We start from the raw sequence: 26092 nt of genomic DNA on the forward strand, positions 1-26092 counted from the left end.
CATGGCGAGCACACGCGACGACACGGCGAGTACCGGCGACGGCAGTCGCGGCCGCGACCAGACCGCGACGGCCACCGACGACCCCATCGTCGAGGTCCGCGACGTGAGCGTCACCTACGACCTCCAGGCCCGCGAGGCGATGGTCCTGGACGAGGTGAGCCTCGACCTCCGACGCGAGGAGATCCTCGGCTGTGTCGGCGAATCGGGATCGGGCAAGTCCATGCTCGCGAACGCGATGATGGACGCCGTCGAGGAGCCCGGGATCACGACCGGGAGCGTCCGCTACTACCCCGAGCAGGGCGGCGAGCCCGTCGAGGTGCTGGACCTCGAGGGCGACGACCTCAAGCAGTTCCGGTGGGAGGAGATCTCGATGGTCTTCCAGGGAGCGCTGTCGTCGTTCAACCCCACGATGACCATCGGCGGGCACTTCGAGGAGACGCTCGACGCCCACGACTACGACGTCGACGAGGGCATGGAGCGGGCGAAACAGCTCCTCTCGGACCTGTATCTCGACCCCGAGCGGGTCCTCAACTCCTACGCCCACGAACTGTCCGGTGGGATGAGCCAGCGGGCGCTGATCGCCCTCTCGCTCATTCTCGAACCGGACGTGCTCCTGATGGACGAGCCGACGGCCGCGCTGGATCTCCTGATGCAGCGATCGATCCTCTCGCTGCTCGACGACATCAAGGAGAAGTACGAGCTGTCGATCCTGTTCATCACGCACGACCTCCCCCTGGTGGCAGGGTTGGCGGATCGGCTGGCCATCCTCTACGCGTTCGAACTGGCGGAGGTCGGGCCGAGCGAACAGATCGTTCGCGACTCCCAGCATCCCTACACGCGGGCGTTGCTGAAGGCGGTCCCCAACCTCGACGCGCCGCTGTCGACGATGACGCCGATCGAGGGGACGGCGCCGAACCCGGCCCACGTCCCGACCGGGTGTCACTACGCGCCGCGCTGTCCGCTCGCCGACGAGCGCTGCCACGAGGAGAAACCCGGCTGGTACGACGCCGGCCCGGACCAGCGCTCGGCGTGTTTCCACTACGAGCGGGCCGACGAAGCGGTCCCCTTCGACGTCGAGGAGGTGCTGGCCTCGGTCGACGACGCGGCCGACTCGACGGTCGATCCGACCGAGGACGCCGATTCCGACGGCTTCTCCGACGTGGGAGGGACCGCGGAGCGCAGCGGAACGGCTGCGACGGCGCCCGGCGACCAAGCGGTCGTCTCGCTGGACGACGTCGAGATCCACTTCGAGGAAGAACAGGGAATCGTCGAGGGGCTGTTCGACGAGCCCGACTCGGTCCGGGCGGTCGACGGCGTGTCGATCGACATTCCGGAGAACGACGTCCTCGCGCTGGTCGGCGAGTCCGGCTGCGGGAAGACGACCCTGGGCAAGGCGATCATCGGCGTCCAGCGACCGACCGGCGGATCGGTCAAATACCGCGGCCAGGACATCTGGGACGCGAAAGACGGCGTCGGAGGCCCCGCCATCGAGTACGGCGACATCCGCCGGGCGCTCCAGATCATCCACCAGGATCCCGGCGCCTCGCTCAATCCGAACCAGAAAGTCGTCACCTCGCTGGAGGCGCCGCTGAAGCGCTGGAACTCGGATCTGTCCACCGAGGACCGCCGTGCGCGCATCTACGCGCTGCTCAAGCGCGTGGGGATGCAACCGCCGGAGGACTACGCCAACCGCTTCCCGCACCAGCTGAGCGGCGGGGAGCAACAGCGCGTCGCCCTCGTGCGGGCGCTGCTGATGAACCCGGACGTGATCCTCGCGGACGAGGCCGTCTCCGCGCTCGACGTGAGCCTGCGGGTGGAGACGATGGACCTGCTACTCGAACTGCAAGCGCAGTTCAACACCTCTTTCGTCTTCATCTCGCACACGCTGTCCAACGCCAGGTACCTGGCGGAGAAGGCCGACGGCCGCATCGGGATCATGTACCTCGGCGAGCTGGTCGAGATCGGCCCGCCCGAGGAGGTCCTCAACGACCCGCAACACCCCTACACGAAGGTCCTGCGGTGGGCGACGGCGAACCTCGACCCGAGCGACGAGGAGATGCGGGACCCGCCGGTGCGGTCGATCGACATCCCCGACCCGGTGAACCCGCCCTCGGGCTGTCGCTTCCACACCCGCTGTCCGGAGGCCCGCGAGGTCTGCACCCGCGAGGCGCCGGCCCTCGGCGAGAACGAGTCGACGCCCGGTGCGCGCGCCGTGGCCTGCCACCGCTCGGACCCCGACCACGAGTACTGGAACAGCGCGACTCTCGACGGCGTCGACGCCGAGGAGACGCCGACGCTGGACGACTGATCCTCCGCTTTCCATGCATGGACCCACCTCGGCCCCACCGCGCTCGCTCGCCATGACTCAGCCCGCGCCCGGTCGGGGGACCGAGGCCGGGGCCATGAAGTACGCACCCGAGGATGACGCCACACGGAGGACGACTACGTGACCAACGTCTGGCGCATGTTCTTCACCACGAGCGCCGTGCTACTGGGATTTCTCCTGCTGTCGGTCCCGTTCGTCGAGCCCGGCTCGGCCACGTTCGTGGTCTCGGTCGCGAGCTTCGTCATGCTCGCGATCATGTTCGTCGCGTCGGGAGCGTTCATCTACGTCGACTGGGACCCCTTCGATGACCTGCTGTGACCCTCGACCGCTACGGGCGCGGAGTCGGAGAAGCCGGGGGAGTCGCGGGGACGCAGAAGAGCCGCGAGCCGAGACGGAACCGAAATCGCGACGGAAACGACCATACGTGAGACGAGATAACAGACAGATACCATGACAGAACAGCACGCCGACGACCAGGCGCTCAGGGACGAACTGAACGTGTTCGGCTTCTCGGACACGGAGATCGACACCTACCTGGCGGTCCTGGAACACGGCGAGACGACGGTCCGGACCATCTCGGACGAGGCGGACGTGACCCAGCGGGCCGTGTACAACATCGCCGAGCGACTCGAAGACCGGGACCTCGTGACAGTCAACGGGCACGCGTCCCCGACGACGATCCGCGCGCACCCGCCGAGAGAGGCGATCGACTCGCTGTCCGGCCGGCTGGAGTCGATCGCCCCGTCGCTGGAAGACCGGTTCAACGAGACCCAGCCGCAGGCCCCCGAGATACAGATCATCAAATCGCGGGAGACGGCCGTCAAGCGGCTCCGAGAGGGTATCTCCGAGGCCGAGCACGAGGTGCTGGTGGCCGTCCCCGAACACGCCTTCGAGGACATCGAGCCGGAGCTACGGGCCGCTGTCGACCGCGACGTGCTCGTCTTCCTGCTCATCGGCGGGATCGAGGACCTGCACGGCGACGACCGGAGGTTGGACGACACCGCGACCATCGTCCGGGCCTGGTCCGAGAGCCTCCCCTTCATGTACGCGGCCGACGACCGAGCGGCGATGATCGGCCACTCCGGCGTCATCTCCGGGACGCACGTCGACGAGGGCGCCGTCACTGTCAAACAGGACAATCTCGCAGGGTCCATCGTCGGCCTGTACCTCGGGGCGTACTGGCCGGCGGCGACGGAGCTGCACGTCTGCGACCCCGAGCCGCTGCCCCGGACGTTCGATTGGTTCCGCCACTCCGTCCTCCAGGCGGTGCTCCACCGGCGGGACGGGACCGAACTCGAAGCCGTCGTGACGACCGACGGCGGCGAAGAGATCGCCGGCCGGGTCAGTCAGGTCCGGCAGGCGTTCGTCGAGCCCGCGACCAACGACTACACGCTGGAGACCAGCCTCTACCTCGAAACGGAGGACGGCGAGGTGAGCATCGGCGGCCCCGGCTCGTTCATCGAGGAGTACGAGGGCGACATCGTGACGCTGCGACGGACCGACGGGTAGGACAGCCGTCGTTCCGTCGGAACCCACCGAGGCGGCCGAAGACGTTCGGCGGAAGGCTGTGGCCCGTCGCCGCGCTACGTTCTCGTATGTCCACGGGACTGAACGTCGACGCGGTCGTCGAGGAGACCGGCGCACCGGCCGACGCGCCGCGGGAGACGCTCGACGTCCGGAGCCTCGGTCCGCCCAAGCCACTCGCGAACACGCTCGAACTGCTGCCTGACCTCGACGACGAGACCGTCCTCGTCCAGTTGAACGACCGCGCCCCGCAACACCTCTACCCGAAGCTCGACGACCGCGGCTACGAGTACGCCACCGTCGAGCGCGACGACGTCACGGTCACGACCATCTGGCGGGCATGACCGGCGCGCCGACGAGCGACTCGACCCCCAGCGACGCGACGACGAGCAACCGCGCGGTCGGCGACTCGGCGGACGGCGAGCGTACGGACGCCGAGCCGGTCGACACGGACGTCGCCGCGGCTCGCATTCGCGACCGCGCCGCCGAGATCCGCGAGCGGGAGGTCGAAACGGCGCTGGCGAAACTCGACGCGCGCGGCGACCTCTCCGAGGACGACCGAGAGGCCGTCGAAGCCCTCGCCGACCGGCTCGTCGCCCGACTGATCGCGGTGCCGGCGGAGGGACTGCAGGCCGCCGCGGACGACGAAGCGGACGACGAGAGCGGTCGCGCCGCCGAGACGGCGCTAGAGCTGTTCGGATAGGCGCTCTGTTACGGCTGTACTCCGAGCGGACTCAGTATTCCGGTTACGAGGATGCTATGGGGTGATCGATCGTAGTAATCAGCAACACTTTATTAGTTGCCGACAATTCCGATACATCGATGGACCGGCGTCGCTACCTGGCTGCGTTCGCTGCCGTTGTCGGTGCAGGCTGTGCGTCCACGGATACGACGCCCGGTCACGACTCGGAGAATTCGTCCACAGAGACGACGCCTGACCGGCGCTCGGACGAGCCTCCGTCTGATTTTCCGACCGACCACGGATTATGGAGATGCCAACTCCCGGACCGGTTCGCTCTCACTGCAACCAGCGACGCGTTGTACGTCGCGAAGGATGCGGCGCTGGTTTGCCTTTCCCCAGCCGGGGAGACCAGATGGGCGACCGACTCCGACACTGACTCGTACGCCATCGCGGAACCACACGATCTCACTGTCGCCGGATCGACAGTATACTACACGGCGCGTGCGTCGACCAAGACCGGCGAAGTCGGGGCGTACGATACGGCGTCCGGGCAACAGCGGTGGGCAACGACTCTCGGTGAAGTCCCGGATTCGCTGATCGGGGTGACCGAAGACACCGTGTTCGCCAGCCAGAGCTACGACGACCCGGGCGAAGCACCGGTATTCGCCTTCGATGCCGAGACGGGCGACGAACAGTGGCGGACGAAGACGGGGATGGATATGGGGTCGGCGGTCGCAGACGGCCTTTGTCTGGTCTACTCGGTCGTGGACGGGCTGACTGCCCTCGATACTGCGACTGGCGAGGTGCAGTGGGAACAGGCCCTCGGAGGCGAGTACGGAGCCCGGTTACGCGTGATTGACGACACGCTCTGTCTGTTTCTGGCCGGGACGGTACACGGCTACGAGCTCCAAGACGGGACACACCGCTGGGAGCAGTCTCTGCCAGGTAACGAGCGGTTCGTCCAGCGACCACCGTTGAGTGCCACAGAGGCCGCGGACCTCTACATCGCCGACGATCAGGCGAGTCTGACGGCGCTTACTGCGGCGACCGGTGAAAAGCAGTGGACCGTCGCGACGAGCGAGGACGACGAAGGTTACGAGGGCTTGTGTCTCGGGACGGAAACGCTGTTCTATCACTCCGGGACTGTGCTCGCCAGCTACGATCTCGTGGACGGGACCCGACGCTGGAGGTACCCGTTCGAATCAGAATACGACATCTCTGGGCCGTTTGTCGCCGATGGCACCGTGTTTCTCATCACACTGGAGACAGAAGGGGAACCGTCGGTAAGAGCGTTCGACGCCGAGAGTGGTCGACTGCACTGGCGCAGGCGTCTCAGCACGGGAGAGTCGTTCCCACCGCGGATCAGTGGTGTATTCGACGAATATGCCGCCCTCAGAACCGATACGGGGCTGATAGGTTTCCCAGTAAGTCCATCGACTCCCTAACGAGACGACCACCGCCGTCGGCGGTGCAAAACTCTACTGCCACGAAAGTATCCTCGCGCCCGTCAGCGCTCGGCGAGGACGAGCAGGGCGACGCTGTCCTCGCGGGCCTCCGGGGAGATGTCCTGGTCGCCGGAGAAGCGGGCGACGTCGCCCGCGACTAACTCGACCGTCTCGTCGCCGAGCGTCATCGCCACTTCGCCGTCGAGGACGTGGCAGACGATTTCGCGGTCGGGGTGCCGGTGGGGCGGGACGCGGTCGCCGGCGTCCAGCGCGAGCCGGACCGTCCTGGGTTCTCCCTCGAAGAGGACGCCGCGCCCGTCGCCCTCCACGTCGGACAGGTGGACGCGTTCGGTCGCGCCCCGGGCGTCGTCGCTCATTCCTTGGGGAGGTCGGCGACGAACTCGTCGGTGTCCCGGCGCTCGACGGCGTAGTTGTCGGCGTCGAAGTCCTCGACCTCGGCCTGGAACTCGTAGAACAGGGGTTTGGGCTCGTGGTCGTTGACGATCCGGAGCGTCTCGCCGCTATCGAGGTCCTCGAAGGCCTCGTGGATCATCGGGTGGCGCTCCGGCGGCGGCACGTCGCGGATGTCGAGAGTCGTCGCTGGCATACACTCCGTCGTAGGTCGCCCGCCGGCCTGTCGGTTCTCACGAACATGTTCGGCAGTCGCGGAGTGCGAGCGGTGTCACGTCCCGTTCGGCGTCAGATTGAGGGGGCGAGGGGCCGCAGGTACGCGGGATGTCGGCGACGCTCTCGCGGTGGTCCCGCGCGCTCGTCGCGGCCAGCGTCTGCTGGCTGGTCGTCTGGCAGGCGGCGGCGCTCGCGGGGTTCCCCAGGCGGACGACGGTGACGCTCGGCCTCTACGGGTTCGTTCTCCACGTCGTCTTCGGGAAGGCCTACTCGCTGGTCCCCTCGTACTTCGACCGGGCGCTCGCCTGGCCGCACGCGCCGGCGGCCACCCTGCCGCTCGCCGTGGTCGGAACCGCGGGCCTCGCCCTGGAACCGGTCGACGGTGTCCCCGCGGTCGTCGGGACCGTCGGCGCGTGGTCGTGGGCGCTTGGCGTCGCCGTCTTCCTCGGAACGCTTGCCTGGACGCTCCGGGGCAACCTCTCGGGCGCCGAGACCGGGACGGGTGACCACAACGCCGACCGCCAGCGGGTCGACCGCGCCGCGAACCTGTTCGTCCCCGTCGTGTTCGCCTACCTCGCCGTCGGGTCGTGGGAGACGCTCGCCGCCCGCGCCGCTGTCTCACCGCTCCTCGACGGCTATCCGCCGCGGGCGACGCACCTGCTGGCCGCCGGCGGGGCCGCGCTCCTCGTGTTCGCCGTCGGGTTCCGCCTCCTCCCGCGGTTCCTCGTCGCTGGGCTCCCTGATTGGGCCCCCTGGATCGTCTTGCCCGCGGGCGCGCTCGGACCGGCACTGCTCGCCGCGGGGCTCCCGGCGGGCCCGGTGTTCCGAGCCGGCGCCGTCGTCGAGGCGGTCGCCGTGATCGGATTCGCCGTCGCCTACGCCCACCTGTACCGGTCGAGCGACCGCCGACGCGTGGGGTTCTACGGCCCGCTCGTCGGCGCGGGGTTCGGGGTGTTCGCCGTCGGCCTCGGTCTCTCGTTCGCGTTCGGTCCCGTCGATCCGGCGCTCGTCGCCGCGCACTACCGGCTGAACCTGCTCGGCTTCCTCGGCCTGACGGTCGTCGGCGTGACCTTCCAGTTCTACCCGCCGACGGTCGGGCGGTTCCCCGGCGCCGGCGACGACCTCGCGCTCGCGGCGCTGGCCGCGATGTCGGGAGGGCTCGTCGTCGAGGTCGTCGGCGCGGTCGTCTCGGCGCCGCTCGCGGTCCGAGGCGGTCGCGTGCTGGCGCTCCTGGGCGCGATCGCCTACGCCTACCTCGTTCTCGGCGTGTTCCGACAGCGGGCAAGAGACTGAGTCCGCGAGCCCCCGCGGTCGGGAATCGAGGTATCCGGCAGGAACCCGGCACATAAAGGGTCCGAACACGTTCCCGCCAAAACCCAGGGACGGGGCGGCCGAACCCCCCGTCACATGGCTGATATCGCGACGCTCACGCTGTCCGGGCTGACCGCCCTGCTCCTTCTCGGCGTGTTCACCTGGGTCCTCCGGGTGGAAGACTGGCGCTCGTACACCCCGACTGCCGGCGAGGCCGGCGCCGGCGGTGGCTACGGCACGGGCGCGGACCACGGGCACAAACCGAGCGGCATCGTCCGCTGGCTGACAACCGTCGACCACAAGGACATCGGGATCATGTACGGCGCGTTCGCCGTCCTCTCGTTCGCCTGGGGCGGCGTCGCCGTCATGCTGATGCGCCTCGAGCTGGTCACACCGACGTCGAACATCGTCGACAGCGCGCTGTACAACGGCCTGCTGACCAGCCACGGGATCACGATGCTGTTCCTGTTCGGGACGCCGATCTTGGCGGCGTTCTCGAACTACTTCGTGCCGCTGCTCATCGGTGCCGACGACATGGCGTTCCCGCGGATCAACGCCATCGCGTTCTGGCTGTTGCCGCCAGGCGCACTGCTCATCTGGGGCGGCTTCTTCCTGCCGAGCCTCGCGCCCGCCCAGACGTCGTGGACGATGTACACCCCGCTCTCGATCGAGCAGGCGAACCCCGCCATCGACCTGATGCTACTGGGGCTCCACCTCACCGGGGTCTCCGCGACGATGGGCGCGATAAACTTCGTCGCGACCATCGTCACCGAACGCGACGACGAGGTGACCTGGGCGAACCTCGACATCTTCTCGTGGACCGTCCTCACCCAGTCCGGGCAGATCATCTTCGCGTTCCCGCTTTTGGGCAGCGCCATCGTCATGCTCCTGCTCGACCGTAACCTCGGCACGACGTTCTTCCTCGCTGATGGCGGTGGTCCGATGCTCTGGCAGCACCTGTTCTGGTTCTTCGGCCACCCCGAGGTGTACATCCTCGTGCTCCCGCCGATGGGACTGGTCAGCTACATCCTCCCCAAGTTCACGGGCCGGAAGCTGTTCGGGTTCAAGTTCGTCGTCTACTCGACGCTGGCGCTGGGCGTCCTGAGCTTCGGCGTCTGGGCGCACCACATGTTCGCGACCGGGATGGACCCGCGCCTCCGTGCGGGGTTCATGGCCGTCACCATCTCTATCGCGATTCCGAGCGCGGTCAAGACGTTCAACTGGATCGCGACGATGTGGAACGGTCGGCTCCGGCTCACCACGCCCTTCCTCTTCTGCGTCGGGTTCATCGCGAACTTCATTATCGGCGGCGTGACCGGGGTGTTCGAGGCGTCGATCCCCGTCGACATGCTCCTGCACGACACTTATCACGTCGTCGCCCACTTCCACTACGTCATCATGGGCGCCATCGCCTTCGCCGTTTTCGCGGGCATCTACTACTGGTTCCCCATCTACACGGGGCGGATGTACCAGCGCACGCTGGCGAAGTGGCACTTCTGGCTGACGATGGTCGGGACGAACCTGACCTTCTTCCCGATGGTCCTGCTCGGCTACGCCGGGATGCCCCGACGCTACGCGACCTACGACCTCGCCGTCGGGCCGGAACTGCTGTTCACGCTCCTGCACCGCTCGGCGACCCTGGGCGCGCTCCTGCTCGCGGTCGGCCAGATCATCTTCGTCTGGAACCTGGTCCAGTCCTGGCTCGAGGGGCCGAAGGTCCGGGACGGCGACCCGTGGGACCTGAAGGAGACCGGCCAGCACGGTCGCGAGTGGGCCTGGTTCGAACGACAGCAGGAGAGCGCGCTCACCACCGACGGCGGTGAGAAAGGGGAGACCGACGAGGCGGCAGCAGCCGAGAGCGGCGACGACTGACCGGCGAAGCTCCGTCTCTCGCGTTCCGGACGTACTGCAGTACAGCTCGCAGAGTGACCGATCGCGGCGGCGCGCGCTACGGAGTTTCATCCGTCTCGTGAGCGAAGCGACCCGCGGGCGAGCGCGCCGAGGGGTTCCAGTGCTCACCGCCGACTCGCAGTCACGCTTCCACTCGGAGTCGGAACCTTGTTTACCGGACTCGGCGAGAGACGGATATGAACTTCTTCGACCGGTTGGCCGACCGCATCGCGACGGCCGACAGCGTGGTCTCGGTCGGACTCGACCCCGACCCGTCCAGGATCCCCGAACACCTGCAGGAGTACGACCTGCCTCGCTGGGCGTTCAACCGCCGGATCATCGACGCGACCCACGAGCACGCCGCCGCGTTCAAGCCCAACGCCGCCTTCTACGAGGACCCCGACGGCTGGAAGGCGCTCCGCGAGACCGTCGCCTACGCCCACGGGAAGGACGTGCCCGTCCTGCTGGACGCCAAGCGCGCCGACATCGGCAACACCGCTCGCCGGTACGCCGACCTGCTCGACGACGACGGCATGAACGTCGACGCGATCACCGTCAACCCCTATCTCGGCCGTGACTCGCTGGAGCCGTTCCTCTCGCGGGCTGACAAGGGCGTGTTCGTCCTCTGTCGGACCTCCAACCAGGGCGGGGCGGACCTGCAGGACCTCGAACTCGAATCAGGTGAACCGCTCTACGAACGCGTCGCCGCGCTGGCCGACCTCTGGAACGGCAACGAGAACGTCGGCCTCGTCGTCGGTGCGACGGCGCCTGAGGAACTCGAAGAGGTCCGCGAGATCGTCCCCGACATCCCGTTCCTCGTCCCCGGCGTCGGCGCGCAGGGCGGCGACGCCGAGGCCGCCGTCGAGCACGGTCTCGCCGAGGACGTCGGTCTCGTCAACTCCTCTCGGGGGATCATCTTCGCGGGGGAGAACCAGGGCGAGGCGTTCGCTGACGCCGCTGGACAGGCCGCGAAGCGACTGAAGAAGCGACTGAATCGGTACCGGTAGCGACGGTCCGGCTCGCCCCAGTCTTCCAGCGACCACCGCGTTCGATAGTCAGTACTCGTAGGTGTCGACGCCGTCGGGCAGGTCGTCGTCGGACGTGCCCGTCGGGTCGGAGGGGTCGCCGCCCCGGATCTCCGCGACGCACTCGCTACAGACGCCGAGTTCGGCGTCGAAGTGGCGGTCACAGACCAGGTTCCCGCAGCGGTCACAGGTGTGGTCTACCGCGGGCTGCTGGCAGACCTCACAGAGCCCGGAAACGCTCATGTTCGAGATTGGGTCCCGACGCGTTTAGGGGTTTGGCCGGCCGACGAGGGCGGCGGCAATCTGCCGTCTACGGGGTCGCCGTCCGAGACGTTTAGGGGGGTCCGCCCCGAAGGGCTGAGCGTGTACGGTCCTCGTCTCGTCTCCGCGCTCGCGGCCGTCTTCGCGGCCACGGCGGTCCTGTTCGCGATCTTCGGGCTCACCGCCAACGTCGGCTTCTTCGCGGTCGCGGCGCTGTTCGGCGCGGTCGCGTACTTCATGTGGTACCACGCGTCCGGGCGGTTCGCCCAGCGGCTCTACCGCAGCGTCGAACAGCGAGCCGAGCCCGGGTCTCAGCGGGGAGGCTTCGGCGCCGGCCCCCGTGAAGACTGGGAACCGCCGCGCGACGAGGGGTCGCGGCGCCGCGCCCGCGCCGCCGCGGGGGGACAGCGAGCCCGGCGGGAACAGCGAGGCGGTCGCCGAAGGCGCGGGCGCGGACCGGGCCAGCAACGTCGCCAGCGCGCCGCGGCCGCCGCACAGCGCGGCGGCCCGACCGCGGCCGAGGCCTACGACACGCTCGACCTGGAACCCGGTGCCGACGACGACGCGGTGAAGGCGGCCTACCGCGAGAAGGTCAAGGAGGTCCACCCCGACGCGGCGTCCGGCGACGAGGAGCGGTTCAAGGAAGTCAACGCCGCCTACGAGCGACTGACCGACGACTGACCGCGGACCTGCGATCGGCGGCTCTCTCAGGCCTGCCGCGACCGAATACTGTTTTGCCCTCGCCGACCGAGAACGGACCAGTGACTCCGCCACTCGCCGTCGACATCGACGGGACCCTCACCGACGAGCATCGCGCAGTCTACCCGCCCGTTCTCACCGTGTTGCGCGAGTGGGACGCGCCGGTGGTCGTCGCTACCGGGAAGGCGCTGCCGTACCCGGTCGCGCTCTGCGAGTTCGCCGGTATCGAGCGAACGGTCGTCGCCGAGAACGGCGGCGTCGCGTTCGTCCACGCGACCGACGACCTGCTCTTCGTCGGCGACCGCGAGGCCGCCCAGCGGGTCGTCGACGAGTACCTCGCCGCCGGCCACGAACTCGGCTGGGGCTCGCACGACCTGATCAACCGCTGGCGCGAGACCGAGGTGGCCGTCAGCCGCGAAGCGCCGCTGGAACCCCTCCAGCGCGTCGCCGCCGACCACGGCCTCGAAGTCGTCGACACCGGCTTCGCCTACCACGTCAAATCGCCCGACGTGAGCAAGGGTCGGGCGCTGGAGGCCGTGGCGGAGCGACTCGGCCGCGACCCCGAGGAGTTCGTCGCCGTCGGCGACTCGATCAACGACGTGTCGACCTTCGAAGTCGCAGGGAGATCGTACGCGGTCGCGAACGCCGACGAACCGGCCCGCGAGACGGCCGACGTCGTGGTCGACGGCGAGTACGGCGAGGGCTTCCTTGACGCGGTCGAACTGATACGCGGGTGAACCGGGGACGGCGAAAGGGGACCCGGGGGCGGACTGCGGCGATTCTTCGGTAGCTCCGGGTCGGAGGCGCGCTCACGAGCACTCCGGACAGATACGGAGCGCTCGGGAGCGCTACGGACGTGAATCGGCGCCGTACCCGGAGAAGGCTTTTGTACCGTCCCCCGTTACCGACCCTCATGAGCCCCGACCGGGCCGTCCTCGAACGCGCCATCGAGCGCGGTGAGCGCGAGGGCGGCAGCGTCGAGTTCAAAGAGCGGCTCACCAAAGACCTCCACCTCGCCGACGGCCGTCGCGAGAGCCTGGCGGCGCAGTTGCGCCACCGCGTCCTCTCCGGCGACGGCGAGGCGACCTACGTGGTCGGCGTGACCGACGACGGCGGCATCGCCGGCATCGCGCCCGACGAGTTCACCGAGTCGATGGACGTGCTGAGCCTGCTGGCCGAGGAAGCCGACGCCCACATCGAGAACGTCGAGACGTGGGGCGTCGACGCCGAGGGTCACGCCAAGCGGAAGGATAACGGCGCCCCGTCCGAGACTCCGGAGCGCACCGACCGCGACGCGCCCGCCGAGGGGATCGTCGGCGTCGCCATCGTCCGCGAGGGCGCCGTCCTCGAAGACGACGAGCACATCGTCGTCGGGACGGCGGGCCACGTCGACCACGGCAAGTCCACGCTCGTGGGATCGCTCGTGACCGGCCAGCCCGACGACGGGGAGGGCGGCACGCGCTCGTACCTGGACGTCCAGCCCCACGAGGTCGAGCGCGGCCTCTCCGCGGACCTCTCGTACGGCGTCTACGGCTTCGACGACGACGGCCCGGTCCGGATGGACAACCCCGACCGCAAGTCCGACCGGGCGCGGGTCGTCGAGGAGGCCGACCGGCTCGTCTCGTTCGTCGACACCGTCGGCCACGAGCCCTGGCTGCGGACGACGATCCGCGGCCTCGTCGGCCAGAAGCTCGACTACGGCCTGCTGACCGTCGCCGCCGACGACGGCCCGACGAAGACGACGCGCGAACACCTCGGCATCCTGCTCGCCACCGACCTCCCGACGATGGTCGTGATCACGAAAGCCGACATCGTCGACGACGAGCGGTTGGGCGAGGTCGAACGCGAGGTCGAGCGCCAGCTCCGCGAGGTCGGCAAGACGCCGCTGTCGGTCGACCGCCACGGCGTCGCCGCGGCCGTCGAGGAGATCGACGACACCGTCGTCCCGGTGCTCGCCACCAGCGCCGTCACGATGGACGGGATGGACGACCTCGACGAGATCCTCGAACGCCTGCCCAAGACCGCCGGTCCCGAGGACGACGAGTTCACGATGTACGTCGACCGCTCGTACAAGGTGACCGGCGTCGGCGCGGTGGCTTCCGGCACCATCCGTTCGGGACAGGTCGAGGCCGGCGACGAACTCCTCCTCGGCCCGATGCAGGACGGCAGTTTCCGCGAGGTCGAGGTCCGGTCCATCGAGATGCACTACCACCGCGTCGACCAGGCTCGCGCGGGCCGCATCGTCGGCATCGCCCTCAAGGGGGTCCGCGAGGCCGACGTCGAGCGCGGGATGGTCCTGCTCCCCCGCGAGGCCGACCCCGAACCCGTCCGCGAGTTCGAGGCAGAGGTGATGGTGCTGAACCACCCTACCCGCATCGGCGAGGGGTACGAACCGGTCGTCCACCTCGAAACCGTCAGCGAGGCCGCCGCCTTCTCCCCCGACGAGGGGCGACTCCTCCCGGGCGACTCGGGGACGACGCGCGTCCGGTTCAAGTTCCGCCCGTACATGGTGGAGGAAGGCCAGCGGTTCGTCTTCCGCGAGGGTCAGTCGAAGGGCGTCGGGAAGGTAACGGACGTCGACGTCGCGGACTGACCGCTTGCTCACGCGGACGTAGTCGAGAACATAATCGGGGCAATGGACGGCTACGGCTTCGGTATCGGAACGGTACTCCGGGAAATATCGTCCAAACGACCGGCCGAGTTCCTACTCCGACGCTACCGGTCGAACAGCCGGTCGGTAACTTTGGCGGGGACTGCCGTGACCTGCACACGCGCATGGGGCGTGATCAAGCGCGACGCGCATCCCGTGCGAACGAGTAAACCCATGAATCAGCAAAATCAGCGCGGACGACAGGGACAGTACAAGCAGCCGAACCAGCAGCCGACGCGACAGATGAGTCAACAGCAGCCCCAGCAGATGAGCCAGCAGCAGCCCCAGCAGCCGACACAGCAGATGGGCCAGCAAAGTCAGCAGCGGCCCCAACAGCAGCTGGGCCAGCAGCCCCAGACACAGCAGCTGGGTCAGCAGCCCCAGACACAGCAGCTGGGTCAGCAGCAGCCCCAGGCCCAGCAGATGAGCCGACAGCCCCAGGCCCAGCCGTCCTTCCAGCAGCCACAGTCTCAGCAGCAGACCGCCAGTCAGCCGTCGTTCCAGCAGCAGCCCCAATCCCAGCAGATGGAACAGCAGCCCCAGGCCCAGCAGATGAGTCAGCAGCCCCAGCAACAGGGGTCCATCTCGGCGCAGCAGCAGCAGCCGAGCGGCCAGCAGGCCAGGTCCCCGAGCCAGCAGGGCCGCGGCGCCGAAGAGGGCCCCCAGGACCGGCGCCACTCCCAGCAGTTCCGCCAGCGCATGCACGAACTCGCCGAACAGCGACCGCGCGACCCCCAGACCGGCCAGTTCCTGCCACAGAGTCAGCAGGGCCAGCAGAGCCAGCAGCCGTCGGGCGGCCAACAGTCCCAGCAGCCGTCGGGCGGACAGCAGAGTGATTCGGGCGGACAGATGTTCGCCCAGCGGAGTCAGCAGGACCAGCAGGGACAGCGGTCCCAGCAGCAGAACTGGCAGTAATCCCGGCGAGATGTCCGTACCCCCTTCCACGCGGTCGCGGCGCTGATCCGACCCCGTTTTCTTTCCCAACCACCGAGCGAGTGGAGAGCCGCGCCGGCGGCGGACGACACAGGGAGAACGGAGGAACCGAGCAGCACGCCGACGCGGTCGCGGCGCGTCAGGACTCCATCTTCTGGACGATCTGGGTCGCCGCGTCGCGCGCCTCGTTCTCGTCGGCGACGCTGTCGACGGGGATCAGCACGCTCTGGGCGGTCCAGTCGTCGTTGCCGTGTTCGTCGCCGGTGCGGACCTCGGCGCCGGAGACGACCGAACCGGCGACGTTCTCCGCCCAGTCGGGGGTGCGGATCTCGTCGAAGTCGTCGGGGTCGCGGTAGCGGACGTGGTAGTAGTTCTCGCTCCGTTCGACGCTCTCGATGGATGCTGATCCGGACATACGCGAGCCTTCCCGTTCCCCCGCCGAGAGTCGTGTGCCGGCACACGAAGGGATCGGGAGCGATCCGCTCACCGACGGATCAGGTCGACCGCGAGAGTCCGTGCAACAGCTTCGACTCCGCCTTCCGGAGGTGCTCGGCGGCGGTGCTGGGCGCACAGTCCAGCGCGTCGGCGACCGCCTCGTGACCCGCCTCGCGCGGGACGTCGTAGTATCCCAGGTCGAGCGCGGCGTCCACGGCCGCGCGCTGGCGGTCGGTCAGGCGTGCCTCGACCGCCGGCGCCGCGGAGCCCAGTCCGCCGACTTCCTCGACCGTGACCTCGACCGGGTCGGAGATCGCCGTGACAGCGGCCTGAAGTTCGTCGTCCGGGCCGAACAGCGAGATGGTGACCGAACCGTCCTCGTGATAGACGATCGGCGGAACGATGACGACCGTCCCGGTCGTGAGCGATCCGAACAGCTCCCGGACCGACGCCGTCGTGTCGTCCCTGATGTACACGTAGAAGGCGTCGTCGGTCGCCGGTTCGAGGTCGTAGTCGAGTACCTCCGGAACGTCCGCGATGGCCGCCTCGAAGGCATCGGCGTCGCCTCGCACGTAGTGGAGGATCCCGAGGTCCCCGCCGTTGTTGTTCCACTGGAGCGCGAGGGCGCGCTCGACGAACGGGGCGTTCGTCACGATGCCGTAGACCGGGTGGATCTCCCCCTCGCGGCCGTTTGCCGTGACGCGCACCCGGACGTGCTGCATATTCGAGCGATCCCCCGCTTCTGTCTTAAACCCCCCGAGCGGATCCGGCAGATTCGATACGGCGGCTCGACCGCTACACTCGTCCATGGGACGAACGCTCCTGACCGGCGCGACGGGGACGCTCGGTCGAGAACTTCAACCGCGGCTGGTAGAGGCCGACGAGACGGTCCGCGCGGCGAGTCGGTCGCCGCCGGACGAAGCCGCCGCGGCTTCGGAACGGCCCGACGCGATCGAGTGGGTGGAACTCGACCTCGCGGACGGGACGGGGCTCGACGACGCGCTCGGCGGCGTCGACGTGGTCGTCCACGCCGCGACGGCGCCGCAGGGCGACGCCGAGGCCGTCGACGTGCGCGGGACCGAGCGGCTCCTCGACGCGGCCGAATCGGTCGGAGTCGACCACGTCGTCTACCCCTCAATCGTCGGTATCGACGACGTCCCGTACTCGTACTACCAGCGCAAACTCGCAGCCGAGGCGGCGGTCCAGGCGAGCGACGTGCCCGCGACGATCCTCCGGGCGACGCAGTTCCACCAGTTCGTCGACGAACTGCTCGGGCTGGTCGCGCGCCTGCCGGTCTGGCCGTTGCCGACGACGTTTCGGGTTCAACCGATCGACGCGCGGGAGGTCGCCGCCGAACTCGTCGACTGCGCGACCGGCGATCCGCAGGGGCGAGCGCAGCCGGTCGGCGGCCCCGGAGTCCGGACGCTCGGGGAGTTAGCGACGAGCTATCGCGAGGCGCGCGGTCTCAGGCGACCGATCCTCCGCCTGCCGTTTCCCGGGGCTGTGGCGAGTGCGCTCCGCAACGGGGCGGCGACCTGCCCGGACCGGGCAGTCGGGGCGATGACGTGGGAGGAGTGGCTCGCAGAGCGATACGGCGCGGCCGCCGGGTCGGGCCGGGTCGACACCGCCTCGTCGTGACCGCACCGACGACCAGCTACGTCACCGGTGTCAGGCCCACGGTTCGTCGACGAGGTCGTGGAGCGAGTCGACGACGTGGTGCGGTTCCGGCTCCGGGTCGACGAGTTCGCCGTCGGCGATCCAGACCGAACGCAGTCCCGCAGCGTGGGCACCGGTCACGTCCGACGCCAGCGAGTTGCCGACGTGGACCGCCCGCTCGGTCTCGACGCCGAGTTCCTCCAGGGCGATGTGAAACGGTTCCGGGTCGGGCTTGTACGGGGCGTCGTGACCCCCGTGGACGATCACCTCGAAGCGGTCCTCGATGCCGAGACCCGAGAGCTTCTGGGACTGCATCCACGGGTCGCCGTTGGTGACCATGCCGACCCGGTAGGTCTCGGTCAGCGCCTCCAGCGCGCGCTCGGCCCCGTCGAGGAAGGCGACGTTGGTCTGGTCGCGCTCGTCGGTGTAGATGTCGGCGATCGCCTCGCCGACGGTCTCGTCGTGGCCCGATTCGGCCGCGAACGTGCCGAACGCCGCCCGCCGCGTGTCGCGGATGTCGTCGCCGGAACCGGCTTCGGAGAACTCGCCCAGGCGCTCGATGTACTCCTCGGCGTCGAAGAAGGGCTCGACTCCCACCCGTTCGAACGCGATCGCGAGGATGTCGTCGGCGCTCCGCTCGTACGCACAGAGCGTGTCGTCCAGGTCGAACAGCACCGCTTCGACGGAGTCGGTCATTGCCGGATAGTTGCCACTGCCGCGGCAAAAGCGAGTCGCTTCCTGTCGGCAGAGACAGCTGTTTCGGGCGACGGCGCCCAGACCGCGAACTCACTCGCTCTCGGACAGCCCGGCGACGAGCGCGTCGACCGCTCGCTTGACGGCCGCGCCGGACTCGACGCGGACGGCGCCGTCCTCCGAGACCGAGAGTCCCGTGTCGCGGTCCGCCGCCGGCCTTTCGTCGCGCTCGAACGTCGAGATATCGTCGCGGGCCGCCTCCGCGACCGCGTCGGCACGGCGGTCCATCGTCAGGGTCGCGGCGTCCGGATAGATACGGACGGTCCCGGCCCGCTCGTCGCGGAATTCGACCCCGTAGGCGACGGTCCCGTCGGGGGACGGCTCGGCGTCGGGGTCGGCGTCGACGACGGCCACGTCGCCGAGCGCGCCGCGGTCGCGGCCGGACAGCTCCGAGGAGAGCAGTTGCGCGATGCGTTTGCCGTCGGTGACGCGGTCCTCGACCATCACTCGCCCCCCAGTTCGGTCGCGGCGCGGTCGGCCAGGTCCCCGATCTCGACGCCCTCGCGGCGGGCGTAGACGACGGCGGCGGCCTCGACGGTGACGCCGAGGTCCGCCTGAAGGCTGTTGACGTCGGCGACGGCCGTCTGCTTGTCGACCCCGGCTTCGACGAGCGCGTCGAGCGCCCGCTCGAAGTTCGAGCGCTGGCGCAACACGTCGTCGTCGGGGACGAAGTCGTCGGGGACCGACACCTCGCGCGGGCCGAACGTCGGGACGACGTCGTCGTCCTCGCGGTCGAGTAGCCCCTCCGTGACGGCCACGTCGACGAGGCGCTTTGCCTGCTCGGGCGAGAACCAGTCGCGGTCGAGCGAGAGCGCGACGACGAACTCGCTCTCCGAGAGGCGCTCTCGGCCCTTGGCGCGGAACGGGACGGCCACGGCGCGGCGCAGACTCATCGTCACTCGATGGGTGGGCGCCGGCACGTAACGTTGCCGGTCGGCGGTCGCCCCGTCACGGACAGGGTCGCGAGGGTTCCACGCGGCGGGCCCGACCGGGAGTCGAGAGGTTCAAGTACACGCTGTGACACTGCACACGTATGAAGTTCCAGGGACGCTCCACTCGCAAGCGCACCGGCGGCCGCCGCCGGAACTTCCGCAAGAAGAAAAAGCACGAACTCGGCGACCAGCCGACCGAGACCCGCCTCGGCGAGCCGCGGATCAAGACCGTCGACGCCCGCGGCAACACCGAGAAGGTCCGCGCGATCACGGCCGACACCGCCAGCGTCGCCACCGACGACGGCACCGTCGCCGCCGCGATCGAGGACGTCGAGGAGAACCCCTCGAACCCCAACTACGTCCGCCGAAACATCGTCACGAAAGGCGCCATCATCCAGACCAGCGAGGGACGCGCCCGCGTCACCTCCCGCCCCGGCCAGGACGGCCAGATCAACGCCGTCCTCGTCGAATAACGCCGCTAAAACCTGCGGTTTCTCCCCGTTCTCCGCGTCGCCAGCGGCGCCGCCCGTTCGGACCGCGGCGAGTGGCCGCGCCGTCTATATACCGCTCGGTGGCCGTCGGGACCAGTCAGTACCGCTCTTAGCGAGCCTTTTGTCGGTGTGCGAACGAGTCGTCGGTGGCGTGCGGCGCGACCGCCACCCGACGACGAACCCCAGCGCATCACCGAGCACCCCCGCCCCGATCGATGCGCTCGTCGCACGCCGCACCTGCGAACTGCCACCTCGCTCCGGGGACTCCATCACCCCGGTTTACGTCACGGACTCGGCGCCGCCTTCTGGAGCGCGCTCTCCGCGATGTTCCCGCCGTAGTCGGCGGTCCGCGACAGCGAGTCGACGACGAGGCCGAGCGACTGCGCGAGTTCGGGCTCGTCGAGGCCGCGAATGACGTCGTCGACGTCGCGAGCCCGGTCGTCGATGTCCGGCAGGTCGGCGCGGGCCTCCGTCGCGAGTTCGACGGCCCGGTCCGGATCGTCTTCGAGCAGCGCGTCCATCGCGGTCTGGGGGACGGTGACCGCCGCGTTCTGGAGTTCGCTCAGCGTCTCGGCGACCGACTCGTTGACCGCCCCGACCTCCAGGGAGATGGTCGCGATCTTCGTCGCGTGGTCGGCGATGCGTTCGAGCTGTCGGGCGCTGGACTGGTAGTCGAAGACGGTCTCCCGGGGGAAGCCGATCTCCGTCGCCGCCGCGGGGTTGCGGAGCACCGTCCGGAACACCCGCGAGACCATGTACCACAGCCGGTCCACGTCGTCGTCGCGCTCGATCACGTCGTGGGCCAGTTCGTCGTCGTTCTCCAGCAGCGCGGTCACCGCGTCCGAGAGCATGGTCAGCGAGACCAGCCGCATCCGCGTGATCGCGTTGTGGACCGACAGCTCGGAGGAGTCGAGCAGGTCTTGGAGGACGACGCGCTCGCCCGTCTCCTCGATGACTTCGAGGCCGACGAGCCCCTGGGTCGCCTCCCGGATCGTCCGCCGCTGGCCCGCCGTCACCCGCGAGGCCTCGAAATTGATGACGTCGAACCCGCTGACGTACATCGTCATCACCGCTCTGGTGAGCCGGTCGCCCTCCAGCCCGTCGATGTCGATCGACCCCTCCTCGCGCTCGTTCTCGCTCTTCGGCGAGAGCAGGAGGACGTCCTCCTCGGAGTGAAACTCCACGACGCTGCCCGCGCTCACGTCGTTCTCCGTCGCCCAGTCCTTCGGCAGTGATACCGTGTACGTCGAACCACCCGTCACCTGGACCTTGCGGGTCTCCATAGCGGGGTGGTGTGGATACGACGCAATAAATCAACCCCTTTCTATATATTTACATCTACATACCAGTATATTGCGGCATATATCACCACCGAGGCCGGGCGCTCTTCCGCGATTCGACGGGGATCCGACTCCCGGAACCCGACTTTGCGAACCTATATATCCGTCTATGGTCGCGATTTCGACCTTGAGCGGCGGTGAGGCCGAGGTTTCCGGTGGACGGGCGGTCGGGATCTCCAGCCGAGCTGTCCCTCCCGCCGATGCCGACCGCTTACTTCCGCACTGTCGCGTCATCCGGGCGTCTCGCAACGGGAACACCGCGATCGACAGCGGGACCGGATACCGGCCGCACGCGTGAATCTGACGCGTAAGCGAGGCCTACCGATCGTCGGTCGGTCTGGTTCGGGTAGGCATGAGTATGTACGACTATATAGTCATAATAGTAGAGTATTTAGTTAATCTGGGGCCACCCTTCGAGTAATGCGGGACACACCTGTAACCCGCCGACAGATGCTGGTCGGCGCGGCGGGTATCGCCGCGTCGCTGGGTGGCTGTATCAGTACGAGTCCGCGACCCCCCGGGCAGGCCGGTGCCGGCGCCGGAGGCGGCGGCGGGGGTTCGGACCTGGAATCGATCAAGGCCGGTGGGTCGTCGACGCTGTTCCCGATGGTCCAGCGCGCCGCGTCGTACTGGGCGTCGAACTACCCGCCGACCGACCGCGAGTACTGGGGTCCCAGCCAGTACGACATCGAGACCGACGAGCGGCTGGCCGACTACTGGGCCAGCAAGTACGGGTTCGAAGCCGACGGCGACGTGTCGCCACCGTTCGAGGTGAGCGTCGGTCTCAGTCACTCCGGAACCGGGCTGGAGAAGCTCCGGGACCAGCAGATCGACATCGGAAACGCGAGCGCATCCGCCGCCGCCGAGTTCCCCGACGCCTCCGAGGAGGAGCTATCGAACTTCACGGAGCACGTCATCGCGGTCGACGCCCAGCCGATCGTCGTCAGCACGGAGATCTACAACGCTGGCGTGACGAAGCTCACGGCCGAGCAGGTCCGGGCCATCTACACCGGCGAGATCACCCAGTGGAGTGAGATCGACAGGTACGACGGTCCGGACAAGGAGATTCAGGCCGTCGGTCGGGCCGAGGGGTCGGGAACCGACACCGCCTTCCGGACGAACATGCTCGGTGGTGCAGACGCGTCGATGGACGGCGTCGACGCGCGGAAGGGGCAGAACCAGCAGGTCAAGACCACCGTCTCGAACTCCAACAACGCCATCGCGTACATGGCGCTGGCGTTCACCGACGACTCGGTGCCCGCAATCGAGCTCGAGTTCGACGGGACCACCTACACGCCGGGCGAGAACCTCTCGGACCCCTCGTACCCGCTCGCGCGCGACCTGCACTGTTACACCTGGGAGGGCACCTCGAAGAAGGAGGCCGCGTTCCTCCGGATGATCCTCAGCGACTTCGGCCAGCAGAACTTCGTCGAGCCCGAGGGCTACTCGAAGCTCACCGACGAGCGCCAGCAGAAGGAGTTAGACAAGCTGCCGGAGCCCGAAGCATGAGCGTGGCGACGCGAATCGAGCGGCTGGACGGAGAGACCCGGATCGTCGGCGGTGTGGGGGCCGTGCTCGTCGTCCTGACGGTCCTCTCCTTTCTCGCCGCGCCCGCGTTGACGGGCTACCTCGCGCTCGCGTTCGCCGCGTTCGTCGTGGTGAGCTATCTCCTCGCGGAGGAGAGCACCGCCCGGTTCCTCCTGTTCACGACGACCATCTCGACCGTCCTCATCCTCGCGTTCATCACCGTCTACCTGCTGATCAACGCGTTCCCGGTCGCCCGGGAGATGGGGTTGTACCTGCTCGCCGGCTCCGACCCGTTCTGGGACCCGCACGCGAACGTCTACTCGCTCGTCCCGATGATGTGGGGGACGCTCGTGACGACCGTCATCGCGACGATGGTCGCGGCGCCGCTCGGCGTCGCCGGCGCCGTCTTCATCAGCGAGATCGCGCCCGGCTGGGCGCGCGAGATCGTGAAACCGGCCGTGGAGATGCTGGCGGGCATCCCCTCGATCGTCTACGGGTTCATCGGCTACACGCTGATCAACCGGTTCATGCAGCAGGAACTGAGCCTGCCCGACTACGGGAGCCTGTTCGTGACCGGCCTCGTCATCGGCATCATGGCGCTGCCGACGGTCGTCTCGGTCGCCGAGGACGCCATCGCGAGCGTCCCCGAGGCGATGAAAAACGGCGCCGGCGCGCTCGGCGCCACGGACTGGCAGACGACCACGAGCGTGACGCTCCCCGCCGCCTTCTCCGGAATCTCCGCTGCCGTCCTGCTCGGCGTCGGCCGCGCCGTCGGCGAGACCATGGCCGCGACGGTGATCCTCGGGAACGTCACGAACCTGCCGGACCCCCTCATCGACGTGTTCGGCAACACCATCACGCTGACGAGCCTCATCGCCAGCCAGTACGGCGCCGCGAGCGGACTCCAGTTCTCCGCGCTGTTCGCCGCCGGCGTCGTCCTGTTCGTCACCGTCATGGGCTTCAGCATCGGCTCGCAGCTCATCGAGCGGCGGATGCGCCAGCGCCTGGGAGGTGAGCAATGAGTTTCGACACCGACACGGAACGGGCGGGCACGCTCGTCTCGGGCGAGTCCTCGACGCGCGAACTGGTCAGCGGCGGCCTGGTCGCGCTGTCGTTCGTCTCGTTCGCCGTCGGCCTGCTCGCGCTCTTCCAGTACCTGCCCGCCGACGCCGCCGTCGCGGGGACCACCGTCTCCACGCTGCTGGGCGGCGCGTTGACCCTCGTCGGCACGGGCGTCGTCGCGCTCGGCGCGGCCTCGTACGGCGGCTTGTTCGAGACGAAACCGGGACACACCGGCGGACTCGCCTCGGCCGTCTTCGTCGGGGCGCTCTGGTTCGCGGTCGGCGGCCTCGTCGGCGCGCAGACGCTCGGGCTCTCGACCGCCTGGCCGCTCGTCGCGCTGGTGGCCGGGGCCATGGGCGCCGCCGTCGCGCTCGTCGCCCGCGAGGATCTCGGCGTCACGCTCTCCGCGGGCCTGTTCGTGCTCCTCTCCGGTCTCGTGGTGGTCACTGGCCTGGTCGGGCCCGGCTGGCGCTGGAACCCCGAGAACTTCTCCGTCGTCCTGACCGGCGTGGTCGGCGTCCCGGTCGTCGCGCTGTTCGCCGGCCTCGTCGGCGGGTGGACGGCCGCCCGCGTCTACGGCGGTTTCGGGCCGCAGGGCCGACAGACCGGCGCGTACGTCCTCGTCGGGACGAACGCCGCCGGCATGCTCGCGTTGCTGGTCTCGATCGTCGCGTTCATCGCCGTCCGCGGGTTCGGGCCGATGACCGAGGGCATCAAGTACGGCCTCTTCTGGGGCCCCTGGACGTGGTTCAACCCGCCGCTGGTCGACACGTGGGTGATCGTCGAGGGTCCCATCGTCTGGTTCTACTGGCCGTTCGTCATGGAGGGCCACAGCATGACCACGCCGATAAACGGCATCCTCCCGGCTATCGCTGGCACGGTCTGGCTGGTCGTCGGGTCGGTCCTCATCGCCGTGCCGCTCGGCGTGGGCGCGGCGGTCTTCCTCACGGAGTACGCCGAACAGGGCCGGTTCACCTCGCTCGTCGAGATATCGACCAACGGCCTCTGGAGCACGCCGAGCATCGTCTACGGCCTGTTCGGGCTGGCCTTCTTCGTCCCGCGGCTCGGGAACACGAACTCGATCCTCGCCGGCCAGCTCGTGCTCGCGTTCATGCTCCTGCCGCTGGTCGTGATCACCAGCCGCGAATCGCTCAAGAGCGTCCCCGACGAGTACCGCGACGCCAGCGCCGCGCTGGGCGTCTCGCGCTGGGAGACGATCAAGAGCGTCGTTCTGCCGGCCTCGCTACCGGGCGTCATCACCGGCATCATCCTCGGCGTCGGTCGCATCGCCGGCGAGACGGCCCCGATCCTGCTCGTCATGACGAGCGACCCGTTCCCCTCGGAGGTCGCGGGCGTCATCGAGGGCGGCTTCCGATTCACGTCCTCGTTCCCCTTCGTCGCCGTCCCCACCGTGGATCTCGTGCAGTCGTCCAGTGCGCTCCCCTACCAGCTGTTCGCGGTCATCGGCGCCGGGCTCGGGGAGAACCTCGACTTCGCGTGGGGCACGGCGCTCGTCCTGCTGCTGGTCGTGATGAGCTTCTACGCAGTCGGCATCGCGTCGCGGATCTACTTCAGGAGGAAACTCGACCAATGAGCGAAACAGACGTGACTCAGACCGAGACCGACGAATCGACCGCGGGAACCACCGTAGAGACCCAGACCCAGACCACGGCGGGCGAGACCGCCGAACGGACCCGCGAGGAGTGGACGCAGTTCTCCTTCCAGGGCGAACCGAAGCTCGCCGTCGAGGACCTGGACGTCCACTACGGCGACGACCACGCGCTGAAGGGCGTCTCGATGGACATCCCCCGTGAGAGCGTCACCGCGCTCATCGGCCCGTCCGGGTGTGGCAAGTCCACGTTCCTTCGGTGTCTCAACCGCATGAACGACCGGATCAACGCCGCTCGCATCGAGGGCTCGGTCGAACTCGACGGCGAGGAGATCTACCAGGACGGCGTCGACCTGGTCGAACTGCGCAAGCGCGTCGGCATGGTGTTCCAGGCGCCCAACCCGTTCCCCAAGTCCATCCGCGACAACATCGCTTACGGCCCGCGCAAACACGGCGAGTTGAACACCGGTCTCGTCGCCCGCCTGCTCGGCCGCGACGACACCGAGGAAGAGGAAGCGCTCGTCGAACGCTGCCTCAAGCAGGCCGCGCTGTGGGACGAGGTGAACGACCGCCTCGACGACAACGCGCTCGGCCTCTCCGGCGGCCAGCAACAGCGGCTCTGTATCGCCCGCTGTCTCGCGGTCGACCCCGACGTCATCCTCATGGACGAGCCCGCGTCGGCGCTCGACCCCGTCGCGACCTCGAAGATCGAGGACCTCATCGAGGAACTCGCCGAGGATTACACGGTCGTCGTCGTCACCCACAGCATGCAGCAGGCAGCGCGCATCTCCGACCAGACCGCCGTGTTCCTCACCGGCGGCGAACTCGTCGAGTACGACGACACCGAGAAGATCTTCGAGAACCCCGAGAGCCAGCGCGTCGAGGACTACATCACCGGCAAGTTCGGGTAGCGC

28 protein-coding genes are annotated in these 26092 nt (G+C 68.6%); 18 read left to right on the forward strand and 10 right to left on the reverse strand.

Annotated features, from left to right (window positions below; genetic code table 11):
* Position 1: 1 nt before the first annotated feature.
* The 6 genes from ACMGFH_RS03110 to ACMGFH_RS03135 all read left to right on the forward strand — a co-directional run bounded on the left by ACMGFH_RS03110 (position 2) and on the right by ACMGFH_RS03135 (position 5977).
* Positions 2–2308 carry an ABC transporter ATP-binding protein gene (locus ACMGFH_RS03110; RefSeq protein ID WP_415381308.1) on the forward strand — a complete coding sequence of 769 codons (2307 nt, stop codon included), beginning with the start codon at positions 2–4 and terminating at the stop codon, positions 2306–2308.
* Between the two features lie 138 nt (positions 2309–2446).
* Complete coding sequence (locus tag ACMGFH_RS03115) at positions 2447–2644, forward strand: hypothetical protein (protein ID WP_415381309.1); 198 nt, start codon at positions 2447–2449, stop codon at positions 2642–2644.
* Positions 2645–2776: 132 nt separating this feature from the next.
* Positions 2777–3835: a TrmB family transcriptional regulator gene (locus ACMGFH_RS03120; RefSeq protein ID WP_415381310.1), complete on the forward strand. Its 1059-nt coding sequence runs from the start codon at positions 2777–2779 to the stop codon at positions 3833–3835.
* Positions 3836–3921: 86 nt separating this feature from the next.
* Positions 3922–4194 carry a DUF2249 domain-containing protein gene (locus ACMGFH_RS03125; protein ID WP_415381311.1) on the forward strand — a complete coding sequence of 91 codons (273 nt, stop codon included), beginning with the start codon at positions 3922–3924 and terminating at the stop codon, positions 4192–4194.
* Complete coding sequence (locus ACMGFH_RS03130; RefSeq protein WP_415381312.1) at positions 4191–4553, forward strand: glutamyl-tRNA reductase; 363 nt, start codon at positions 4191–4193, stop codon at positions 4551–4553. The genes ACMGFH_RS03125 and ACMGFH_RS03130 overlap by 4 nt, the downstream gene beginning before the upstream one ends.
* Before the next feature lie 119 nt (positions 4554–4672).
* The gene (locus ACMGFH_RS03135; RefSeq protein WP_415381313.1) at positions 4673–5977 is read left to right on the forward strand and encodes a PQQ-binding-like beta-propeller repeat protein; all 1305 of its coding nucleotides are present in this window, start codon (positions 4673–4675) and stop codon (positions 5975–5977) included.
* A gap of 62 nt (positions 5978–6039) precedes the next feature.
* Here the strand turns inward: ACMGFH_RS03135 and ACMGFH_RS03140 are convergent, their stop codons facing one another.
* Both ACMGFH_RS03140 and ACMGFH_RS03145 read right to left on the reverse strand, forming a co-directional pair.
* Positions 6040–6354, reverse strand: a complete 315-nt coding sequence (locus ACMGFH_RS03140; RefSeq protein WP_415381314.1) for a cupin domain-containing protein — start codon at positions 6352–6354, stop codon at positions 6040–6042.
* Complete coding sequence (locus tag ACMGFH_RS03145) at positions 6351–6584, reverse strand: DUF2249 domain-containing protein (RefSeq protein WP_415381315.1); 234 nt, start codon at positions 6582–6584, stop codon at positions 6351–6353. Before ACMGFH_RS03145 ends, ACMGFH_RS03140 begins: the two co-directional genes overlap by 4 nt.
* A gap of 128 nt (positions 6585–6712) precedes the next feature.
* Between ACMGFH_RS03145 and ACMGFH_RS03150 the strand changes: the two genes are divergently transcribed.
* From ACMGFH_RS03150 to pyrF, 3 genes are all read left to right on the forward strand, one after another.
* Complete coding sequence (locus ACMGFH_RS03150) at positions 6713–7897, forward strand: hypothetical protein (RefSeq protein WP_415381316.1); 1185 nt, start codon at positions 6713–6715, stop codon at positions 7895–7897.
* 114 nt (positions 7898–8011) lie between these two features.
* Entirely contained in the window at positions 8012–9787 is a 1776-nt protein-coding gene (locus tag ACMGFH_RS03155; RefSeq protein WP_415381317.1) for a cbb3-type cytochrome c oxidase subunit I, read from the forward strand.
* A 215-nt stretch (positions 9788–10002) separates the two neighbouring features.
* Positions 10003–10812, forward strand: a complete 810-nt coding sequence (pyrF, locus tag ACMGFH_RS03160) for an orotidine-5'-phosphate decarboxylase (RefSeq protein ID WP_415381318.1) — start codon at positions 10003–10005, stop codon at positions 10810–10812.
* Positions 10813–10860: 48 nt separating this feature from the next.
* On the opposite strand, the gene ACMGFH_RS03165 is transcribed toward pyrF, so the two are convergent.
* A complete protein-coding gene (locus tag ACMGFH_RS03165) occupies positions 10861–11073 on the reverse strand; it encodes a hypothetical protein (protein WP_415381319.1) in 213 nt (70 codons plus the stop codon).
* Positions 11074–11193: 120 nt separating this feature from the next.
* On the opposite strand from ACMGFH_RS03165, the gene ACMGFH_RS03170 reads away from it, so the two are divergent.
* The 3 genes from ACMGFH_RS03170 to ACMGFH_RS03180 all read left to right on the forward strand — a co-directional run bounded on the left by ACMGFH_RS03170 (position 11194) and on the right by ACMGFH_RS03180 (position 14383).
* Positions 11194–11772 (forward strand): J domain-containing protein, encoded by a 579-nt coding sequence (locus ACMGFH_RS03170; RefSeq protein WP_415381320.1) that lies wholly within the window; start codon positions 11194–11196, stop codon positions 11770–11772.
* Positions 11773–11852: 80 nt separating this feature from the next.
* Positions 11853–12527, forward strand: a complete 675-nt coding sequence (locus ACMGFH_RS03175) for a phosphoglycolate phosphatase (RefSeq protein WP_415381321.1) — start codon at positions 11853–11855, stop codon at positions 12525–12527.
* A 176-nt stretch (positions 12528–12703) separates the two neighbouring features.
* On the forward strand, positions 12704–14383 hold the full coding sequence (locus tag ACMGFH_RS03180) for a GTPBP1 family GTP-binding protein (protein WP_415381322.1): 1680 nt from the start codon (positions 12704–12706) through the stop codon (positions 14381–14383).
* 111 nt (positions 14384–14494) lie between these two features.
* Here the strand turns inward: ACMGFH_RS03180 and ACMGFH_RS03185 are convergent, their stop codons facing one another.
* The 3 genes from ACMGFH_RS03185 to ACMGFH_RS03195 all read right to left on the reverse strand — a co-directional run bounded on the left by ACMGFH_RS03185 (position 14495) and on the right by ACMGFH_RS03195 (position 16530).
* Positions 14495–15385: a hypothetical protein gene (locus ACMGFH_RS03185; RefSeq protein WP_415381323.1), complete on the reverse strand. Its 891-nt coding sequence runs from the start codon at positions 15383–15385 to the stop codon at positions 14495–14497.
* 127 nt (positions 15386–15512) lie between these two features.
* On the reverse strand, positions 15513–15788 hold the full coding sequence (locus tag ACMGFH_RS03190; protein ID WP_415381324.1) for a hypothetical protein: 276 nt from the start codon (positions 15786–15788) through the stop codon (positions 15513–15515).
* 79 nt (positions 15789–15867) lie between these two features.
* Positions 15868–16530: a helix-turn-helix domain-containing protein gene (locus ACMGFH_RS03195; protein WP_415381325.1), complete on the reverse strand. Its 663-nt coding sequence runs from the start codon at positions 16528–16530 to the stop codon at positions 15868–15870.
* A gap of 85 nt (positions 16531–16615) precedes the next feature.
* Between ACMGFH_RS03195 and ACMGFH_RS03200 the strand changes: the two genes are divergently transcribed.
* Entirely contained in the window at positions 16616–17446 is an 831-nt protein-coding gene (locus ACMGFH_RS03200; RefSeq protein ID WP_415381326.1) for an SDR family oxidoreductase, read from the forward strand.
* Between the two features lie 30 nt (positions 17447–17476).
* Here ACMGFH_RS03200 and ACMGFH_RS03205 read toward each other — a convergent pair whose 3' ends face one another.
* From ACMGFH_RS03205 to ACMGFH_RS03215, 3 genes are all read right to left on the reverse strand, one after another.
* Positions 17477–18160, reverse strand: coding sequence for an HAD family hydrolase (locus ACMGFH_RS03205; RefSeq protein WP_415381327.1), 684 nt, complete (start codon positions 18158–18160; stop codon positions 17477–17479).
* Between the two features lie 90 nt (positions 18161–18250).
* Complete coding sequence (locus ACMGFH_RS03210) at positions 18251–18661, reverse strand: hypothetical protein (protein ID WP_415381328.1); 411 nt, start codon at positions 18659–18661, stop codon at positions 18251–18253.
* The gene (locus ACMGFH_RS03215) at positions 18661–19110 is read right to left on the reverse strand and encodes a DUF2240 family protein (RefSeq protein ID WP_415381329.1); all 450 of its coding nucleotides are present in this window, start codon (positions 19108–19110) and stop codon (positions 18661–18663) included. The genes ACMGFH_RS03210 and ACMGFH_RS03215 overlap by 1 nt, the downstream gene beginning before the upstream one ends.
* Positions 19111–19250: 140 nt before the next feature.
* Between ACMGFH_RS03215 and ACMGFH_RS03220 the strand changes: the two genes are divergently transcribed.
* Positions 19251–19622, forward strand: coding sequence for a 30S ribosomal protein S8e (locus ACMGFH_RS03220; RefSeq protein ID WP_415381330.1), 372 nt, complete (start codon positions 19251–19253; stop codon positions 19620–19622).
* Positions 19623–19924: 302 nt separating this feature from the next.
* Here ACMGFH_RS03220 and ACMGFH_RS03225 read toward each other — a convergent pair whose 3' ends face one another.
* Complete coding sequence (locus ACMGFH_RS03225) at positions 19925–20923, reverse strand: PhoU domain-containing protein (RefSeq protein ID WP_415381331.1); 999 nt, start codon at positions 20921–20923, stop codon at positions 19925–19927.
* Between the two features lie 477 nt (positions 20924–21400).
* On the opposite strand from ACMGFH_RS03225, the gene ACMGFH_RS03230 reads away from it, so the two are divergent.
* From ACMGFH_RS03230 to pstB, 4 genes are read left to right on the forward strand one after another with little or no spacing between them, the layout of a single operon-like run.
* A complete protein-coding gene (locus ACMGFH_RS03230) occupies positions 21401–22489 on the forward strand; it encodes a PstS family phosphate ABC transporter substrate-binding protein (RefSeq protein ID WP_415381332.1) in 1089 nt (362 codons plus the stop codon).
* Positions 22486–23529: a phosphate ABC transporter permease subunit PstC gene (gene pstC / locus ACMGFH_RS03235; protein WP_415381333.1), complete on the forward strand. Its 1044-nt coding sequence runs from the start codon at positions 22486–22488 to the stop codon at positions 23527–23529. The genes ACMGFH_RS03230 and pstC overlap by 4 nt, the downstream gene beginning before the upstream one ends.
* A complete protein-coding gene (gene pstA, locus ACMGFH_RS03240; protein WP_415381334.1) occupies positions 23526–25163 on the forward strand; it encodes a phosphate ABC transporter permease PstA in 1638 nt (545 codons plus the stop codon). Before pstC ends, pstA begins: the two co-directional genes overlap by 4 nt.
* Positions 25160–26089, forward strand: coding sequence for a phosphate ABC transporter ATP-binding protein PstB (gene pstB, locus ACMGFH_RS03245; RefSeq protein ID WP_415381335.1), 930 nt, complete (start codon positions 25160–25162; stop codon positions 26087–26089). The genes pstA and pstB overlap by 4 nt, the downstream gene beginning before the upstream one ends.
* Positions 26090–26092 lie beyond the last annotated feature (3 nt).

The sequence above is a fragment of the Halosimplex rarum genome (genome assembly GCF_047715405.1).
Classification (GTDB): Archaea; Halobacteriota; Halobacteria; order Halobacteriales; family Haloarculaceae; genus Halosimplex; species Halosimplex rarum.

What these genes read in the sequence shown, in the direction of transcription:
- ACMGFH_RS03130 (WP_415381312.1), top strand. Translation starts at nt 4,191, where the DNA reads ATGACCGGCGCGCCGACGAGCGACTCGACCCCCAGCGACGCGACGACG.
- pstC (WP_415381333.1), top strand. Translation starts at nt 22,486, where the DNA reads ATGAGCGTGGCGACGCGAATCGAGCGGCTGGACGGAGAGACCCGGATC.
- ACMGFH_RS03190 (WP_415381324.1), bottom strand. Translation starts at nt 15,788, where the DNA reads ATGTCCGGATCAGCATCCATCGAGAGCGTCGAACGGAGCGAGAACTAC.
- ACMGFH_RS03140 (WP_415381314.1), bottom strand. Translation starts at nt 6,354, where the DNA reads ATGAGCGACGACGCCCGGGGCGCGACCGAACGCGTCCACCTGTCCGAC.
- ACMGFH_RS03200 (WP_415381326.1), top strand. Translation starts at nt 16,616, where the DNA reads ATGGGACGAACGCTCCTGACCGGCGCGACGGGGACGCTCGGTCGAGAA.
- ACMGFH_RS03165 (WP_415381319.1), bottom strand. Translation starts at nt 11,073, where the DNA reads ATGAGCGTTTCCGGGCTCTGTGAGGTCTGCCAGCAGCCCGCGGTAGAC.
- ACMGFH_RS03215 (WP_415381329.1), bottom strand. Translation starts at nt 19,110, where the DNA reads ATGAGTCTGCGCCGCGCCGTGGCCGTCCCGTTCCGCGCCAAGGGCCGA.
- ACMGFH_RS03205 (WP_415381327.1), bottom strand. Translation starts at nt 18,160, where the DNA reads ATGACCGACTCCGTCGAAGCGGTGCTGTTCGACCTGGACGACACGCTC.
- ACMGFH_RS03145 (WP_415381315.1), bottom strand. Translation starts at nt 6,584, where the DNA reads ATGCCAGCGACGACTCTCGACATCCGCGACGTGCCGCCGCCGGAGCGC.
- ACMGFH_RS03120 (WP_415381310.1), top strand. Translation starts at nt 2,777, where the DNA reads ATGACAGAACAGCACGCCGACGACCAGGCGCTCAGGGACGAACTGAAC.
- ACMGFH_RS03220 (WP_415381330.1), top strand. Translation starts at nt 19,251, where the DNA reads ATGAAGTTCCAGGGACGCTCCACTCGCAAGCGCACCGGCGGCCGCCGC.
- pyrF (WP_415381318.1), top strand. Translation starts at nt 10,003, where the DNA reads ATGAACTTCTTCGACCGGTTGGCCGACCGCATCGCGACGGCCGACAGC.
- ACMGFH_RS03225 (WP_415381331.1), bottom strand. Translation starts at nt 20,923, where the DNA reads ATGGAGACCCGCAAGGTCCAGGTGACGGGTGGTTCGACGTACACGGTA.
- ACMGFH_RS03155 (WP_415381317.1), top strand. Translation starts at nt 8,012, where the DNA reads ATGGCTGATATCGCGACGCTCACGCTGTCCGGGCTGACCGCCCTGCTC.
- pstA (WP_415381334.1), top strand. Translation starts at nt 23,526, where the DNA reads ATGAGTTTCGACACCGACACGGAACGGGCGGGCACGCTCGTCTCGGGC.
- ACMGFH_RS03110 (WP_415381308.1), top strand. Translation starts at nt 2, where the DNA reads ATGGCGAGCACACGCGACGACACGGCGAGTACCGGCGACGGCAGTCGC.
- ACMGFH_RS03195 (WP_415381325.1), bottom strand. Translation starts at nt 16,530, where the DNA reads ATGCAGCACGTCCGGGTGCGCGTCACGGCAAACGGCCGCGAGGGGGAG.
- pstB (WP_415381335.1), top strand. Translation starts at nt 25,160, where the DNA reads ATGAGCGAAACAGACGTGACTCAGACCGAGACCGACGAATCGACCGCG.
- ACMGFH_RS03210 (WP_415381328.1), bottom strand. Translation starts at nt 18,661, where the DNA reads ATGGTCGAGGACCGCGTCACCGACGGCAAACGCATCGCGCAACTGCTC.
- ACMGFH_RS03125 (WP_415381311.1), top strand. Translation starts at nt 3,922, where the DNA reads ATGTCCACGGGACTGAACGTCGACGCGGTCGTCGAGGAGACCGGCGCA.
- ACMGFH_RS03180 (WP_415381322.1), top strand. Translation starts at nt 12,704, where the DNA reads ATGAGCCCCGACCGGGCCGTCCTCGAACGCGCCATCGAGCGCGGTGAG.
- ACMGFH_RS03135 (WP_415381313.1), top strand. Translation starts at nt 4,673, where the DNA reads ATGGACCGGCGTCGCTACCTGGCTGCGTTCGCTGCCGTTGTCGGTGCA.
- ACMGFH_RS03230 (WP_415381332.1), top strand. Translation starts at nt 21,401, where the DNA reads ATGCGGGACACACCTGTAACCCGCCGACAGATGCTGGTCGGCGCGGCG.
- ACMGFH_RS03150 (WP_415381316.1), top strand. Translation starts at nt 6,713, where the DNA reads ATGTCGGCGACGCTCTCGCGGTGGTCCCGCGCGCTCGTCGCGGCCAGC.